General features: G+C 55.2%; 14 protein-coding genes and 2 pseudogenes. 8 read left to right on the forward strand and 8 right to left on the reverse strand.

From position 1 onward, the window contains the following. Window positions 1-4 precede the first annotated feature (4 nt). On the forward strand, window positions 5-1,405 hold the full coding sequence (terL, locus tag ACRQ5Q_RS33095; RefSeq protein ID WP_439394112.1) for a phage terminase large subunit: 1,401 nt from the start codon (window positions 5-7) through the stop codon (window positions 1,403-1,405). Between the two features lie 121 nt (window positions 1,406-1,526). On the opposite strand, the gene ACRQ5Q_RS33100 is transcribed toward terL, so the two are convergent. Then, on the reverse strand, window positions 1,527-1,715 hold the full coding sequence (locus ACRQ5Q_RS33100; protein ID WP_439394114.1) for a hypothetical protein: 189 nt from the start codon (window positions 1,713-1,715) through the stop codon (window positions 1,527-1,529). A gap of 21 nt (window positions 1,716-1,736) precedes the next feature. Here ACRQ5Q_RS33100 and ACRQ5Q_RS33105 point away from each other — a divergent pair, with 21 nt between their 5' ends. Both ACRQ5Q_RS33105 and ACRQ5Q_RS33110 read left to right on the forward strand, forming a co-directional pair. Further along, the gene (locus ACRQ5Q_RS33105) at window positions 1,737-1,919 is read left to right on the forward strand and encodes a hypothetical protein (protein WP_439394115.1); all 183 of its coding nucleotides are present in this window, start codon (window positions 1,737-1,739) and stop codon (window positions 1,917-1,919) included. A gap of 246 nt (window positions 1,920-2,165) precedes the next feature. After that, window positions 2,166-2,644: pseudogene (locus ACRQ5Q_RS33110) on the forward strand (YqaJ viral recombinase family protein); the annotation flags it as partial. Between the two features lie 47 nt (window positions 2,645-2,691). Here ACRQ5Q_RS33110 and ACRQ5Q_RS33115 read toward each other — a convergent pair. Continuing rightward, window positions 2,692-4,797 carry an Ig-like domain-containing protein gene (locus ACRQ5Q_RS33115; protein WP_439394117.1) on the reverse strand — a complete coding sequence of 702 codons (2,106 nt, stop codon included), beginning with the start codon at window positions 4,795-4,797 and terminating at the stop codon, window positions 2,692-2,694. Window positions 4,798-4,912: 115 nt separating this feature from the next. Here ACRQ5Q_RS33115 and ACRQ5Q_RS33120 point away from each other — a divergent pair. From ACRQ5Q_RS33120 to ACRQ5Q_RS33135, 4 genes and pseudogenes are all read left to right on the forward strand, one after another. Continuing rightward, window positions 4,913-5,372 (forward strand): annotated as a pseudogene (locus tag ACRQ5Q_RS33120) (transposase); the annotation flags it as partial. 526 nt (window positions 5,373-5,898) lie between these two features. Then, window positions 5,899-6,060: a hypothetical protein gene (locus tag ACRQ5Q_RS33125; protein WP_439394119.1), complete on the forward strand. Its 162-nt coding sequence runs from the start codon at window positions 5,899-5,901 to the stop codon at window positions 6,058-6,060. Window positions 6,061-6,240: 180 nt separating this feature from the next. Next, a complete protein-coding gene (locus ACRQ5Q_RS33130) occupies window positions 6,241-6,618 on the forward strand; it encodes a hypothetical protein (RefSeq protein ID WP_439394121.1) in 378 nt (125 codons plus the stop codon). Window positions 6,619-6,955: 337 nt separating this feature from the next. Next, complete coding sequence (locus ACRQ5Q_RS33135) at window positions 6,956-7,837, forward strand: hypothetical protein (protein WP_439394123.1); 882 nt, start codon at window positions 6,956-6,958, stop codon at window positions 7,835-7,837. Here the strand turns inward: ACRQ5Q_RS33135 and ACRQ5Q_RS33140 are convergent. From ACRQ5Q_RS33140 to ACRQ5Q_RS33155, 4 genes are all read right to left on the reverse strand, one after another. Then, the gene (locus tag ACRQ5Q_RS33140) at window positions 7,821-9,161 is read right to left on the reverse strand and encodes an O-antigen ligase family protein (protein ID WP_439394124.1); all 1,341 of its coding nucleotides are present in this window, start codon (window positions 9,159-9,161) and stop codon (window positions 7,821-7,823) included. The genes ACRQ5Q_RS33135 and ACRQ5Q_RS33140 overlap by 17 nt on opposite strands. Next, window positions 9,158-10,618, reverse strand: coding sequence for a hypothetical protein (locus tag ACRQ5Q_RS33145; protein ID WP_439394126.1), 1,461 nt, complete (start codon window positions 10,616-10,618; stop codon window positions 9,158-9,160). Before ACRQ5Q_RS33145 ends, ACRQ5Q_RS33140 begins: the two co-directional genes overlap by 4 nt. A gap of 184 nt (window positions 10,619-10,802) precedes the next feature. Then, on the reverse strand, window positions 10,803-11,909 hold the full coding sequence (locus tag ACRQ5Q_RS33150) for an acyltransferase family protein (protein WP_439394128.1): 1,107 nt from the start codon (window positions 11,907-11,909) through the stop codon (window positions 10,803-10,805). 3 nt (window positions 11,910-11,912) lie between these two features. After that, window positions 11,913-12,689: a WecB/TagA/CpsF family glycosyltransferase gene (locus ACRQ5Q_RS33155; RefSeq protein WP_439394130.1), complete on the reverse strand. Its 777-nt coding sequence runs from the start codon at window positions 12,687-12,689 to the stop codon at window positions 11,913-11,915. A 133-nt stretch (window positions 12,690-12,822) separates the two neighbouring features. Between ACRQ5Q_RS33155 and ACRQ5Q_RS33160 the strand changes: the two genes are divergently transcribed. Beyond that, entirely contained in the window at window positions 12,823-13,899 is a 1,077-nt protein-coding gene (locus ACRQ5Q_RS33160; RefSeq protein WP_439394131.1) for a glycosyltransferase family 4 protein, read from the forward strand. A gap of 140 nt (window positions 13,900-14,039) precedes the next feature. Here the strand turns inward: ACRQ5Q_RS33160 and ACRQ5Q_RS33165 are convergent, their stop codons facing one another. Further along, the gene (locus ACRQ5Q_RS33165; RefSeq protein WP_439394133.1) at window positions 14,040-15,122 is read right to left on the reverse strand and encodes a glycosyltransferase family 4 protein; all 1,083 of its coding nucleotides are present in this window, start codon (window positions 15,120-15,122) and stop codon (window positions 14,040-14,042) included. Then, window positions 15,119-16,594: an oligosaccharide flippase family protein gene (locus tag ACRQ5Q_RS33170; protein WP_439394135.1), complete on the reverse strand. Its 1,476-nt coding sequence runs from the start codon at window positions 16,592-16,594 to the stop codon at window positions 15,119-15,121. Before ACRQ5Q_RS33170 ends, ACRQ5Q_RS33165 begins: the two co-directional genes overlap by 4 nt. Between the last annotated feature and the right edge of the window lie 183 nt (window positions 16,595-16,777).

Below are 16,777 nucleotides of genomic sequence, written 5' to 3' on the forward strand. Positions count from 1 at the left end.
CCGAATGACCAATCTGGACGTTGCACTGCTGGATGCCGTTCTGCGCACTGACTTCGAGAGCTTTGTCCATCGATGCTTTCTTCATCTCAACCCCGGTGCGCAGTTCCTGCCGAACTGGCACATCCGAGCGATCGCCTACCAGCTCGAGCGCGTCCGCCGCGGAGAGATCACCCGGCTGATCATTAATATGCCGCCTCGCTATCTCAAATCCATCACGGTCTCGGTAGCGTTTCCGCTCTTCCTGCTTGGTCACGCTCCCCGGCGCCGCATCATCGCGATCAGCTATGGCGATGAGCTGTCGGCCAAGCATGCCAGCGACTTTCGTTCGATCGCGCACTCCGCTTGGTATCAGCGCGCCTTTCCGAACGTGCGCATCGTGCGTAGCACCGAAGGCGAAATGATCACCAGCGAACGAGGGTTTCGCATGTCGACGTCGGTGTCAGGGACGCTGACCGGACTTGGGGGCGATCTGGTGATTATCGATGATCCGCAAAAGCCGGTCGACGCGCAGTCGGAGGCGCGCCGGACCAGCCTCAACCAATGGGTAACGAACACGCTAATGTCGCGACTCGACAACAAGCAAACCGGCGCGATGATCGTTGTCATGCAGCGGGTGCATCTGGACGATCTATCCGGATTTCTGGCCGCCTCGTCCGACGACTGGGAGGTGCTCAGCCTGCCCGCCATCGCCGAGACCGACGCCGTGATCCCGATCGGGCCAAACCAGTTTCACCACCGCAAGGTGGGCGACGCGCTGCATCCAACCCATGAATCGATCGAGACTCTCCGCAAATTGCAGCAGATGCTCGGCCCCGATGTCTTTTCCGCGCAGTACCAGCAGGCCCCTGTTCCGGCCGGCGGCGCTATGATCAAGCGATCGTGGCTGCGCTATTACGATCACCTGCCGGCGCGCGAGCTGGGCAGCCGCATCATCCAGAGCTGGGATACTGCGGCCAAGAACGGCGCCCAGAATGACTGGTCGGTCTGTACCACCTGGATGGTCGTGGACGGCAACTTTTATCTGCTCGATCTTGTGCGCGGTCGGTTCGAGTATCCGGTTCTCCGAGACACCGCGCTCGCGCTCGCCAGGCGTTTCAAACCGCACGAAATCCTGGTCGAAGACGCCTCCACCGGAATTGCGCTCGCCCAAGAGCTCCGAGACAAAGCCGATTGCTTCGTCAATCCCATCAAAATCGAACACGATAAGATGGGGCGTCTCTACGTCCAGACGAGCAAATTTGCCGCCGGATGCGTGTGGTTTCCCAAGAACGCGCCGTTCCTGGCAGAGCTCGAGATGGAGCTCTTGACCTTCCCCCAAGGCCGTCACGACGACCAGGTCGACAGCATCAGCCAGGCTCTCGCCTATGATGACAATGGCTACGATTATACGCTGAGCTGGCTGTGATCGAGCGCGTTGCCGCTGCGCGAGCTTCGCCATGACCCAATCGTGCAATCCGAGCCGCATGAGGAGCATCACGGCAGCGCCGATGGGGCATAAATCCAGAACGAAGCCAACTGACCATGCATCACCCTCGCTCGAGGGTTAGCGAGCGAAGCGCCTGCCTCTGTTGCACCAAAGCGGCCCGCTCGTAGCGCTCAAGACCTTCGAGGCGTTTCATGCCTTCCGGAATCGGGCACGCCACGAGCGCGGCCAACATGTCCTGTCGCACGCTGCGGATGCGCAATAGCGCGAGCTTCGACTGTGCGAGCGCCATTGCCGCTTCCGGCGCAATCTGATGCCCGAGCCCCGAGGCAATCGCGACGGCAAGATTTTCGGCCGCGGCTGGATCGCCGCTATCGCTCCGCGCCAAACCATGGCGCAGCGCATTTTGGCTGGATCTGCATTTTCCGCTCGCAGTTTTCGGGCCGGTGGTGCTGCGCGCGGCGTTGCGACGATTGGCTTCGATTTGTCAATGTGACGCCATGTCCGAGGTCCTTGGCTATCGCTCGTTGCGGCAATCGAAAAGCTCGCTCCAACATCTTGTAAATTCAAGGTTTTTCTGACCGAAAAGAGCAACAAACTTGCTGCAAAAGGACTGGTATTCTGCGGCAAAAGGAGCGTTACTGAATAGACCGGGCGCAACCGATGGCCCCGGTATCTCACCCCGCAGGTGCGGGGCCTTTGCTGGTGCGGCGGCAGGCCGCGTCAACCTAAGGAGATACCGATGGCCACCATCTCAGTCCAAGACGCCGAGGCGCCACATCGCGTCATCACGTTCAATCCCAGCGACCGGCGCGCCTTTATCGGCGGCTCGGATGCCCGCATTATCATGGGTGATGACCAGGACGAACTCATTCGCTTGTGGCGGGAAAAGCGCGGCGAGATCGCGCCACAAGATTTTGCGCAGAACCTGATCGTTCGCACCGTCACCGAAGAGTTCAACCGCAGCTGGTACCGGCGTGACAGACGATCATAGACATCCGGAAGCGCGTTGGGCATCCCGTCCACTCTTGGATGGCGGCCACCCTCGACGGCATGGTCGCGCCGACCGGCGCGGTGTTCGAGGCCAAGTTCATGTTCCTCTGGTCCTTCACCGAAGAAGCCGCGGCCGAGAAGCACATGGCGCAGCTGCAGCACAAAATATGGGTGATCGCGGCGCGCTCGGCCGTGCTCTCGATCATCACCGGTGGCCGCAAGTGGGTCCCGTTCGCCCCACAGGATCCAGCTGGGCGCGCAGGGCCGAACCAGCGTCAAATAAAGAGGAAGTCGGTCGCATGAAGACTCGCCAGCGTGACGTGATTCAAGGTCAGGCTGTCCGCCTTGTCGACGGTAATGACAACGTTGCTTCCAACCTGACGGGCGTCGGCCAGTACGTGGGCGAAGTCCGGCTCCATCGTGCGGCTGAACTCGATCTGGTCGCCATGCGTCGTCGCAGTGCTCGGGGTGAAGTCGGTGATCACCTCCTTGCCGAAGCCGGTGTTGAAGACGAAAACGTCCGAGCCGGCGCCGCCGGTTAGTTTGTCCCCGCTGCGACCGATGAGCACGTCGGCACCCGCTCCCCCCGTCAGGGTCTGGTTGCTTTGGTTCGAGTAGAGGGTGACGCCAGCAGCGTTCGCTGTGTTGCCGGCGACGTCGGTCGCGGTTTCTGTCAGGCTGTGTATGGCCGAACTCGACAGCTGGCTCGTCACGCTCCACGATCCGGCTGAGGGGGACGTCGTCCCAATCAGATGGCCGTTGTCGTAGACTGACACGCTCGAGGCGGTTGCGCTGACGCCACTGATCGTGACCAAGTTCGAACCGGCCTGCACCACGTCGCTCACGACCGGGACTGGCGCAACGGTATCGACGGTCACATTGAGCGCGGTCGAAGCCGCACTCACATTGCCGGCGTTATCCACCGCCGTGCTCGTAAACGCATGGGTACCATCGGCCAGCGTTCCCGTCGCAAACGACCAGGCGCCACTGGTGCCGGCCATCGCGGTCCCGATCTGCGTGGTGCCATCGAACACCTGCACCGTGCTGCCGACGACCGCCGTCCCGGTCAGGGTCACGTGGTTGGCATTCGTAATGCCGTCACCCACAATGTTGCTGTCGGGCGAGAACGACGCTATGACCGGCGTTGCCGGGAGGACCGCCGGAATCTCGATGATAATTGGTTCGGCCCCCAATGGGAACGTAACCGAACTCGCCTTGCTAAAGGTCTGCACGGCGCTTGAGCTGACGATTGGATCATACAGATTGACGTATTGCTGTGGCGACCCGAACGTAACTTTCACTGTTGAGGTAGGCGGCTCGATATCCGCCGTCCCACTGGAGATCGTGGCGTCTCCGTTCCAGATCACAAGCTCGAACGTTCCATCCGACTTTTGCAAGAGCATCGTAGAGGCCGTGCTCGGCAGCCCGGAAATGTCATAATCCAGCTTCTCAAGCGCGGCATTGCCTTTCCCAGGGTCCGCCAAAATGGTCGTAAGGTTATGAATATCGACGGCGACGGGTTTAGCGCTGCCATCAGCGCGAAAGAGACCAAAGTGAGATTCCTGATCGGTAGCAGAGCCGGACTCATCCATCAGGTCGTAAAGGAAGGTCTTGGAAACACCGTTCTTGTACGCGTCCAAAAGAGCGTTGGTATCGACGATGCCTTGTGTGTATTCCGAAGCACACCCCCACGTCGAGCTGCCATAGCCCGAGCTAGAAATACCCGCTTCGGTAATATAAATCTTGCCGTTCGGATCAGTTGTCTCGGCCAGCGAAATTCCGGCAATCAACGTGTCATGCAATTGCTCGCCGACGCCCGCATAGACGTGCCAATTTGAACTGCTAACATAATTGCTCTCGTCTGGAAGCGCTCCATTGAGCGACCATGCCCCGCCCGTAGAGGAGGCAACGAGGTCGACTCCGGCCAGCACAGGCGTTGATTGAACTGCCTTGCTAATTGCAGCATCTACCGCCACGCTCCAGTTAAGATTTCCGTAGGAGCTTTGACCGTTGAAGTACCAATTATTGATGTTGTACTCGTTGGCGCCTTCAATGGCAAAGACGCTGCCGGGAACTGCTTTTTGGAGCAGCGCCGCATTGTTTATGTCACCGGTGACGTTGATCGCCCCGTTGGCCGCAGGGACGTATTGATTCGCAATTTGCAAATCAAACTTGATTCCAGCTTTGGCCAGAGTGACGAATGCAGACATCGTCCAGTCGAACGGCGTGCCATCTCGAACTTGATTAATGCCCAGATAGGAGAGCTCGTTCAGGATGGTTACCGTATCCATCCAGTTTGCCGCGCCAGAATCGACGTGAGTTGCTACCCCGATCGAGTCAAGAAAGCTTTGCGTGCTCTGAGCCTGAACCAGCGACACCATTTCTCTCCTTCCCAACTACACTGGGTGCAGTTAAACCCCGCGGAAGTAACAATTCCGGTTGCGCAAAGGTTAGAACTTTAGTGGCTGCTATAAGACCTTTCTTAAGAGAGGACTTCTGAAAGCGGCGATCGGCACGGTCTGGACGATCGCCATTGGACGGGATGACCAGGGAAGTTTCTGGCGAGCTATTGCTGCCGGGCAAAGCAGCGAAGAAGCCGCGCTGGAAGCCGGGGTGTGGCGGCATGCCACCAGCGATGTTCAAATCCTAGCAAGAGCGCTCTCCGGGCGATACTTATCATTCTCTGAGCGCGAAGAGATTGCGATTCTCAAGGTGCAGGGCCATTCCTTCCGGGAGATTGGGCCGTCTCGGTCGATCCGCGACACTCTCGCGAGAACTGCGGCGCAATGCAGCCACCCGCAGCGGCGGGTTGAAGTATCGGGCGACGACTGCCCAGTGGCATGCGGATCGATCGGCTCGTCGGCCGAAACTGACTAAGCTTGCACTCAACACAGCCTTGCGCACTTATGTGGAGGAGAGACTTGCCGGCGTCGGCTGGAAAACGCCGGCCGGAGCGCTGACGAGTTGTTGCCGTGAGTGAACATAGTCGGTGTTGCGACGACCGCTTGAATCCGCCCAATAAGTCTAGATCAAATACACTGAGCGCCTGCTCGGCGGACGGGGATGCTCCACAGCGGGCCCTCGGCGCGCGGCAGATTTATCCAGATGCTGGTGCTCACGGAGCCCACCAACTTTTGCCTCGTCGTCCTTCAACGCTTCCCAGCCACGGCGGCAGGATGGCCCACCGTCACAGCTACATTGCTACAGCGCACCGGCCTCCCGAGATCGCCCCAACGTAAATCACACCGTCGGACACCTCATCCCGCGGTGCTTCAGAACCTTCAGGTTCCACGCAATTCCGAATTCTATATCTGCGGTCCGGCGAGACATGACCGAACGACCATTTTCCCAGACTATGAGCTCAGCGGCCACACCGGCCAGCATCGCAAACTCTCGGAGTTCGCCAATCCCGACGCTCCCACCCCGAGCGCAAGCAATTTTTCGGCGCAGGTCCAAGGGGCGATCGACGGCTGGATCCGATTGTGAAACAATCCGCGCTTGCGACGATTGCCACCGCGTTGGTGGAGGTCCTGTTCACCTTCGATCGTGCCGGAATCCGGCGATCGCGATTTCTACTCAGTCTGGATGATTACGGCAGGCTCGGCCGAGATTGGGCCGAGACCGACGAGGAGCACACCGATTGAAACGTCGTCAATCTCGGAGTGCATTCTTTTTCAGCGGAAGCCGGTCCCCGCTGAGTAAATGCCGTCAATACGATTGCCTGTAGCACGGCTTGAAAGGGCACCGCATCGCCCGATAAGGGTCATGGTTCCGCCGTGGTCATGCGGGATCTCAAGTTCGATCCAAAACTCACGGTTCACTGAATGAAGATCAGTTACGCTCTCTCGTTGATTTCGACATGCGTGGTTCTCGCCGGATGCGCATCTGCCCCTGCATCAAAAGACGCTCCAGCGGCTTGGAACGACCTTAGTCAGGATGACGATTCGCTCGCAGCTAATGACTTACATCGGAAGACTTCTTCTCCTCGTCGCACACCAGATGGCAAGCGAGAAGCTGCATTAGCCAAGCTCGAACCTGGTTCTGCCGAGTGGCATATGCAGCATGAAGAGATAGAAGCGGAAAAAGAAAAGCGGCTCAACGCTCAGCTTCGCATTTGCGACGGCTGCTTTCCGGGTCAAGCTGCGACCAGCAACAAATCAATCAAATCGGCGAGTGATGGTTCAGCATCTATTAGCAGGTGACTTTGAGAGCGACAATGCCCTATGCCCGGCAACTAAGACAGCAACGTACCTTGCAAATGGATTCATTCCGCTTGAAACCTGCTCACAATCCCAATTCATCGCCTTGGTTTGAGCAGGGCGCATGCGCGGTCCATCGCTATTCTCATGCGATTCGGAGCTTATTGGACTGGTAATCCGCTCACCAATATCTCCCGATTACCAAGAGGACCTTCCTCCGCTTCACTGCTTCGTCTATGGCAGCAGGATCGAGATAGATGTGCCCGTGACACTTCTACGTCAGCATCGCATTGGAAACTGCAGCAGCTTAGATCTAGATGTTCATCTTCGCGAGTCGCCAATGAACCACTTGTTTAATAGACGTACCGTAATACTGGGGACAGCCGCAAGCCTGTTGTCTGAACGTCAAGCACGCGTGCTTGCCGGCGAGGCGCGCACTGAAGACCCGAAGCACGACCGAACCTTCAAAATCGTGCTGACCGATGTCAAAGGGACAACCCATCAGGATTACGGCTCGGGACAGTTCTTGGCTTTTCAGGCCGTGAACGATCCAACCGCGGATCGTCTCCAGACCGTGACGCTCACCCCTGCGACTTTTCCTCAAGGAACGATATTGAGCTGGAACTGGCCTGACGACGCGGACGACAGGGTAAAAAGCTGGAACAAGATCGACTACGGCAACTATCTCAACACGATCACGCCAGTCCCAGTCATATCGAGCAAGCTCAACGCCATATCGTCACTGATTCAAGATGCGGAGATCAGCTACGTTGCGCCGCCCGACAGCGCGAACGTAGCGCTGGACTTCTTTCTTTATACTTCCGAGTCATCGACGGAACAAACGATGGTGTGTGAGATTCAGGTATTTCTTCATACGACCCCAGGGGCAAGGCGTTTCATGAGTAGCCTGCAGTCGCTAGGGATTTATGACGCTCCGGCCATTGGGCGCAGCCCACCGATTAAATGGACGGTCGCCCGTCAGCAATCGAATTTTTTTAAGACGCCTTACTACCTGTTCCGCCCGAGCGACGAGTCTGACCAATTGACCTCGACCTTGGATGTGAAGGCACTGTTGGATTGGCTCCGATCGGCGAACCAGAGAACGGGAAGCATTTATCTGACCGGCGAAGAATACTTCAATGGACTGGCGACGGGCGTTGAACCGATTAGAAAATCGGGCTCTGTCCACTTTCACTCGCTTGCAGTCACATATGCGAGATGACCGAGCGGGCAATGAACCTCAACCTGCGATAGCGTGCGTACACCGCTCGAAATACTTCGGCTGTTGTTTCCCGATTCACAGAAGCCACAACCCCGACGAGAATTATCCAACATGGGTTGGAGCGATCGAGGATGGAGTCCTCGAGAAAATCACGAAGCACTATGAAGAAAAATAGGGCCGCCAGAGCAAATCGGTCTCTCCCTAGGTGTTCGGACGAAAATATCCCTTTTGCTGGAGCTATCACCGCGGTTATCAAAGCCAGCACAAGCCCCACTGCGCCGACCTGAAGAGCTATATTGAGATAGCCGTTGTGCGTGTGATCGATCTGCTCAGCTACCCACCCGTCGGCGTATTGAAAAATCGGGCTAGCCTTGCCGATCGCCCAGAAAGAGCCGTAGCCGGCTCCCAGATACGGGTGATCAACAAAATAGGCTGAAGCAATAGCCCATATTTGAGTTCTACCAGTGAACGCGCCGGGATCATCAAGCTTGCCAACGATTTCGGATATCTCGCGATTGTAGAAATTCAGAAACACAAGGACGCAGACGATTACTAGAGAGCAGATGACCAGCTGAAATCGACGATAAGGCCAGATCGTCACGGCGAGAACGCCGAAGGAAAGCGCGACAAAGAGCAGACCAAGAGACGTCTTTGATCCGGTTCCGATCAGACAACAAATCGACAACAGCATAAGCACCGGGCAGATGAGAAAAGATCGGTCACGTATCATTCGATCAAGAAACACGATTGTCGCGATAGCGGCGAATGCCCCCGTCTCGTTCTTGTGAATATGAGCCCCCCTCCAGTCTCCTGCCAATTCGGGTTCTGGGCCCGCCGCCGTATGAACGCCATAGGGAGACACGAATAATGCTATCCAGTCGAGAAAAAGTATTCCGATTGAAATCATGAACAGCGCATTCAAGAACTCTTCGTATTTCATGCGTCGAACAACAAGCGATACGGACACTGTGACCATCACCAACAGCATGACGCGTCTCACAGCAATCATTGGATCAATGGCCCAGGTAAGGCTCGCTAAGCACCAAAGTAAAACAACGGCCAGCCAGATCGGCACACTGGCGAGGACCTTTATCCCCTCCTCACGCCACTCTTTCCACATGACGGCAGCAAAAAGCGCAGCAAATGCGCACTGCCTGGCCAGATCACCACCTCCCGCCTCGAGGCTCACAAGCTGGGTATCGGCTTCGCCAAAGATGAAAACCGGGCTAAAGCCGACCCAAGCTACAAACAATGCGGCACATAGGATCCATTGGTGCCAATGCGAAGTATGTTGCTCAGAGCCTTGTTCAGACGGGGAGTTCAAGACACCCTGCCTCGAACGCGGTCTAGGAACGTCAAGCTGGATCCCTTAGAAGCATCGAGGTTGAACATGGAGTGCCGGTCGGATTCGGAGCCTGAGGGCCTAGGTTCGCGCCTTCTCCTTCCAAACAGAAGGACGCCTACAAAACCAAACAAGAGGGCGGCCAATTCGGCCGATCCGATCGCTAAGGTGTACCTTGGAAATGCCGGACGAACTGGAACCGTCGCGAGTTGCAGAATCTTCAAAGGCGAAATTTTGGCTGCTGAGAGCTCGGCATTGATCTGCTCCTCAACCATCCGGCGCGAATAAAGATCCGAATTGGCGGCCGCTTGATCAAGAGCTCGTTGTCTGACCAAAAACTCGCGCTCGTTATTGGATATTTTGTTCAACTGATCTGTCAGCAATGCCGCTTCCATCGCCTGCTGCTTCTCAAGGCTCTGCGCACCAATCAAATCCGCATTTATCTTGAAGAGGTTGACCATCGATTGCTGATATACCTGAATCATCAAAAGCGGAGGCGTATCACTCACTCCGAAGTTGGGCCGAGGCGCATCCTTTTTGCCCGTCGGGAACGGCAACATTGACGGGTCCTGCGAGCGATCTGGCTTAAAGCTGTCTACCAGCGACGAAAGATACGGCGAACGCGTCACAGGAGCTAGCTTTTCAAGCTGGGCGAGCATGTCTTGAAGTTCGCCCTTTTTTTGCGCAATCAATCCACGCGTGTTGGCCATCGAATTCAGCAAGTCACTATGTCGCTGGAGTAATAGCTTGCGCTGATTTTCCGCTGAATAGGTCTGAGTACGTTCCTGAAAATCGTTTAGAGATGCCGCCGCCTCCTTTAACTCGTCGTCGAATCGCTCCTTCTGACGAGTGAAAAATTCCGAGGCGCCATGGCTGCTGTACAACTCCAAATAGCGGTCGATCAGCGAGCGGGCAATTGCGTTTGCGAACGCGGCTGCTAGCGCTGGACGACTGTCCAGAAATGAAATTCGCAGTACATCACTGTTCGGCTCCGCTTGGATGGACAGACTATTCCTAAGTTGGAATGAAGCGGCATCAAGCGCGTCTGAGGCTGGAGCTGAGTAGTCTCCACCGGCGAAGAACTGCCTCAGATGAACGAAAGTTGAACCTGGCATAGTCGGGGTCCCGCCGAAAAGCTTGCTCATTCCAACCGCTTCGATTGCAGAGTGGATGACCTCATCGCTTTCAGCTATGCGAACAAGAGAAGCCCCCTTTACGGAAACCTTCTGTGTCGTGCCGCTCGCGTCCTGCGAGTTGCTTTGGCTCGCAAAAACGAGAGCTATTCCCTCGTACTTCGGTTGTAGTGCGAAGATGCCAGCCAGAAACGCAACAAAAAAGGCTACTGATATGGTGGCAAACAGAGAGTAATTGCGCCAAGCAAGCCTGAGCAGGCCCGCCGCGTGTTTTCCGATCGCCCTGTCAAACTTACCTGTATCCATTTCATGACCTTTACCGAACACTGTCGAAGAACCTGCTTCCCCTGGTCTTTTGCTTCGCGGAAACACGATCCGAAATCGCGGCGCAATTCCAAACCGCCGCGAGCGCGCCGGTCTGGACTTCGTCAATCCCAATTCTCTCGAACTAGCATGCCCAAGCTGGAGGTGAATGGTGAGCGCGGCCGTATTAGGCGGTTAGTTGAGAACGCTTGGCGGAGGTCCGCGCTTCTGCCGTAAACTGGCCCAGCTTTTCGCCGAGGGGGCGTTCCACCAGAACGTGAATGAAATATCCCACCAAATTGCAGAGCAAGATCGATACAACTACAAACGCTGCAGGATCTTGCGTTGAACGCGGCAACACACCCCAAACCGTCGCAAAGACCATCAATACGAGCGGATGGACAAGGTAGGTACTATAGGATGCATCGCCAGCTATCTCAAGTACCTGCTCAGTCCTGCCAACCGTTGCAGCGGAACCGCTCGCGCAAGCATGGACGCAGCAAATTGCCACCGCTGCGAAGAGAAGTTGCCAATAAATCTGCAATGGAAAAGTTCCACCGAGGATAACGAATGCAGACACGCAGAGAAGAATGAGAGCGAGCGAACAAACGATCGGGCAAGGTACTTCAAGCCAGCGCCCGGATCGCTGCTCCAGCTGGGCGACGATCATTCCTAGAGCAAAAAGGATTATGATCGGATCCGTCCAGAATTGAAGGGGAGTCACCGGATCCAAATAGGGGGTCGGCGGCCACAATACGAGATGACAACCCACCAGCCCAACCAGGACGATAAATATCAACGCGAGCCCCCAACCTCTTTTGAGCATTAAGGCTAAAGCAAATATCGCGTAGAACATCATCTCATAGTTGAGAGTCCACCCCTGTCCTACGATCGGCTTCATGCTTGACAATCTCGGCGACCAATATGGAACAAAGAGCAGGCTTTTAATGAACTCAGCGAGATCAACCGCATTCGTTCGCGTCAATGAAACGATCAGAAAGATTAACGTAGCCAACCAATAGAGCGGTATTATTCTAAGAATTCTTCGAGCTCCAAATCGCCGAGCCTGACTTAAGCTGCCGAAGGAATCGCGCGAGCTCCGGACCATGATTAGTCCGCTGATCGCGAAGAAAACTGCTACTCCAATCCAGCCCAGTATCCAGGCGAACGCGTAATTATCCTCACCTAATATCTGTCTGCGTATCGGGTACTCCAAAGCATGATCAGCAACCACGAGCGAAGCCGCGATCGCACGAAGGCTTTGGAGGTGGCGGACTTTTAGGCGTACGCTCATGCCTTAGGCTTGGCCCTTTGCCTTACGGTCTCCCCGGCAGATCCACGCAACACGAGCTATCCTTGCCGAGAAGATCACGCCGCCCAAAATATATCGTCGCCCCAATCTCCGAGGCTCCAAAAGAAGCCTGAAAAGCCACTCCATCCGAAAGCGTCTCAAAAGATGAGGCGCACGTGGAAAACGGTCGGCCAGAAAATCGAGTATTGCTCCACCGTTCAATATCAAACAGGCCTGTCGATCCAGTTGTTTGACGAGTTCCGCAGCAACAAACTCCTGCTTCGGCATTCCCATTCCCAGGACGACAAAATCTGGAGTGCTCTCCCGGATCTTGTGAACATAGCTCGTCAGCTGCTGAAACCCGTCGATAGCGACCACGACCCTCGCGCCAAGCTCTTCGATACGCGCGCAAGCTGTCGAAAGCCACGGCTCCTCGGTTCCTATAACAGCTACTCTCGCTCCCGGGCGAGATCGCAGGAGCTTGGGAATAAAATCGGTACCATTGTTATTGATGCCTGGTCGCAATCCTGCGGCGCGCATGATCATTTCGACACCGACGCCATCCCGCAACAGAACGTGCGAACCCAACAAAGCGCTGTTGAAGTCAGAATTTCTGCAGCACAAATTCACGGCATGAGCATTCAAAAACGAAACGATCGCTGGTCCGGAGCTCATTGAGTTCAGCCAATCTACGCAATGATTGCCGCTAGCGAAGACACGCACTTTTCTCAACAAGTCTATGAGCATCAGACTTTCACCATCGTAAGTGAGAAATCCAAACAAGCTGATATCGACGTCGAAATTGTGGCTCCTTGTCGAGCTAAACAAATTCGATTAGAGCCGGTCGGCACGGAATCATGCGCGGTGAGCTGTTTCCCCAATTGCATATCGAATGATGACAAGGAGCTTTAGTTCCATGAGAATTCTCGTCGTTGGCGGCACACGGGATCACTTGGGCGGAGTTGAAGCATTTTGTGATCGAGCCAACTTCTCGATGCAAATAAGCCGGCCGGAACTTCAGATCCAACGTCTATGGACTAGCACTGCATATCTATCGCTGAGGCGGGTCCCTGCCTTCCTGCTCGGCTTGCTGCGTTTAATTGGTTCCCGAGCTGGAGGCAGAGCCGTCGCCTGGATCCAATACGTCAACTTCCCCGATTTGATCTACGTGCTCGTTGCCAAGGCCATTGGCTATGAAACCGTCGTAACACCTCATCTGGGTCTAAACTGGAAATCGCAACGCAGTCTGCTCTTACGCACAGCATCGCTGTTGATACTGTCCTTTGCAGACCGGATCGCATTGCTCTCCCGAACCCAGGAAAGCGAAATATCGCTTCCCTCCTCGCCCCCGCGATCGCTTATCCGAACTTTTCTCCCTCGCGAAGTCCTCGTACCCAATTCGGAGCCCAGCAGCTCAGATAGCTCCGAGTTTCAGCCACCGGCGGTACTTCGGCTTATCCACGCGAGCAGGCTCTCCGTTGCGAAAGGCACCTTTTTAGTCATCGATGTTTGCTTACGCCTTCGAGAAGCCGGGGTGGCTTTTTCAGCCCAAATTATTGGCAGTGCAGACGAGCAAACTCGCTCCGCTTTGCGCAGAAGCATTGAGGAGAAAAATCTCTCCGAACAAATCCGACTGCTTGATTGGGCCTCCCCTGAAGAATTGATCGGTCATCTTCGTAGCGCAGACGTGCTGATTCATCTCTCGGTAGTGGATTCTTATCCGCTCATCGTTCTGGAGGCTCTGGCCTCGGGAACCCTGCCGCTGGCGCTGGATCTGGCCGGCGCGAGGTCAATCATTCGAGATTATGATGGATTACTTGTAAGCCATCTTCAGCCCGTCGAAGACGCTGTTGCCCACCTAACGAGCTGCTCTTTAGCGAACATTAGGTTGCGCGCCGCGGCACACGCTGAACGAGTGAGAGCGGATTTCGCGTGGTCACAAGCAGCGACTTTGCTAATCAATGCGTTGGAATCAGCGCAAAACACGCAGTAGGATCCCGTGCATAAACGCACGCCCAAGCGACCGCACCGCTCCTAAAACACAACGGGATCACGTTTCCGATGGCGATGCTGGTGTGCTTATGACATTCAAATTGAGTTCCGCCCGCGCATAGATCAGCCGGGGCAGGAATTCTATTCAAAGAAACTTAGGCTAAGAACTTCGGCAATTCGATCCCAGTTGAGCTCGTTCTGGGCAGTACGGCGAGCACCGTCGCGGAGCGTCTTCCTCAATCCAGGATCAAAAGCGACCGTGCGGATAGCCCTGACGAGCTCCTCGGCTGCACCCGACTCGAATAGAAGCCCATTGTCCATGTGCTTGACTACGTCGGGCAGCCCACCAATCCGGCTTGCGATAACGAACCGGTGGTTGGCGAATGCCGCTGCAGCAATGCCGCTTTGTGTCGCGCTCGTATAAGGCAGTACGACGCAATCCGCTTCCTGCATCGACGAAATAACGTCGAGGCGTGGCACAAATGCATTTAGGACGGTTACTTCCGGAAGTTTTTTCAAGCGATCCTGGAGTTTATCAAGCTCCGGACCTTTCCCTGCCACCTTCAGACTGAAGGGCAGTCCTTCTTTGTGCAGAATTTCGGCCGCCCTACAAAGAACCTTGAGACCTTTGTATTCTTCCATTCGACCGAAAAAATACATCTTGAGATGACCGGACGGTTCGGCTCGAAACCGCTCCGGAGACAAGATCGTCCCATGCGCACTTACGACCATCCGCCTATGGAAGCCCGGCTCACTCAGCCTGTATTGCTCACGACAATATTCCCCATGTACGATGACAACGTCCGCGCGCCGCCTGACATAGTCTCGGAACATCAATCCGCGCCGCGCCTCGTCACCGTCCCTTCCAGGATGAGGACTCGGATCGTGGATCGTCAGGGCGATCTTGGAGGACCGCTTCACGGCCATTACGAGGAGAGCATTGAATAATCTTCTGCGCGGCCCGACTGCCTCTTGAAGATGAACGACGTCAGGCCTCGCGCGTGCGACCGTACGGACCAGACGCACAAGGTCCATTGCTGTCTTGAAACGAAAGGCACGAACGTGGTTTTCAAGACGTTTCGGGATTTGCTGCCCTGAATATTCTGCTGTTAATTGCCCTTCATCAAGACAGACAAGAACCTCACAGTATCGAGATAGTGCAGCACCATATTCCAGTGAGTACTCTGGAAAATGCGGAGCCACTATAGCTACCGTTTTTCTCATTTAGTTCCCACGTAGGCAGCCAACCGCGAAAAAAGCCGTGCACGCTGAGCGGAATTGGTAAAAATGAAGAGGTAGATTGCGAGTGACAGGAAAGTATAGAGCGAAGCCTCTATAATGAGCGACACGAGCGATGGCTCCAAAACCATACTGCCGAAATGCAACACAATCCATGCCCCCACGAAAAACGTGCCAGGCGGAATGATATCCGATATCCTCAGCGGATTCATGCCTAATATCCGCACGACATAGGCGCACCTGATGGCATTGACCGTCACAAACCCAGACAGAACCGACAAAGCGGCTCCGACATCGCCGAGCATTGGAATAAGCGCAAATAGGCTCACGATGAGGATCCCGGCCCCTACGCTCAAGATCATGACTTCCGTGCGATGTCGGCCTGTCATGGAAAGTACATAGCCAAACGGAGAGAGTATTGCGCTGAAATACCAACTGCTCGCCAGCAGAACGGATAACATCCACGAAAATTGAAAACTCTTACCAAAGACCAGATCCAATTGAGTCCCAAAGACCGCGACCCCTGCAAACATGTAACCGCCTAGCATTGTCGCCCTATCGAGATAATGCCGCAGCTCATTAACAATGCCGTCGAGCGCGTGTATCCGATATGACTCTGCGATGCGCGGCCCCATCATTTGCGAAGCTGCCATCGGATATATTTGAATTATCTGCGCCACTCCGCTGATCGCATTATATTGACCGGTCACCTGAACGTTGGTCAGCGCACCCAAAACCAGGACATCCATGAACCTCATCGACTGATACACGAGGAGCGAGGCAGCCATCCAGATCGACTCACGCAATACACGCGCAGATTCTCGGATAGATTGGAGGGAGATTGTACTCGGCGGCCGCACTTCCTGGCTGTCAAGGTACGCCAGAGCCAGGAACGAGCTTATGTAAGCTATCGTATTTACCCAAACGACGCTCAGCACTTCCCCGCCCAGAAGTAACACAAAGATCAAAAGGGTTAGACGCATCAACGACTGGCTATAGCTAGCAACCAAGGAGTAGCTTTTAAGACGGCCCGCTACTCGGTACAAGGCACCAGAAATCTGCACGTCCGCGGCGAGCATGACTCCGACCATTGTCAGGACGCAGTAATATGAAAAGTGGTCGATCTCGTGATAAATCTTTTGCAGCTCTGGACCGAACCACGCTGCAGTGAGCCCGATGAGCAAGACGTTTAGCGCGGCTGCGATACTCCTTACAGACGTCGACATGGTAGCCAGCTCGGCGGAGCGAGGCGGATACAAAGTAGCGTGCTTCAACAGCGCCAAATCCAGGCCGAGCGGCATTACAAGCAAGAAGAACGTAGATATGTTCTTCAATATCGCAAGTTCGCCAAAACCAACCGAACCCAATTGTCTGGCTATCCAAACGCTGCCGACAAACGCCGTCACTTGTTGCGTTAACATTCCTCCCATCACGATGGCGATTTCAGAACGATGCATCTTGCTTAGGTCGTGTTCAGCTTTGCGGTTTAGTTGAAGGCTCGGGCCTAAATACGATTGATACCTGACATCTCAGACGTCAGTTCGTAAAGCGCCGTCTAATGATACCTACCCGATACTGATCGCCAAGTTCAATTCAAGTTCGATAAGCTAAGTTGGGCCTGGAAAGTGCGGATTGAAGTT

The sequence above is a fragment of the Bradyrhizobium sp. PMVTL-01 genome, from assembly GCF_051861855.1.
In the GTDB taxonomy this organism is placed as follows: domain Bacteria; phylum Pseudomonadota; class Alphaproteobacteria; order Rhizobiales; family Xanthobacteraceae; genus Bradyrhizobium.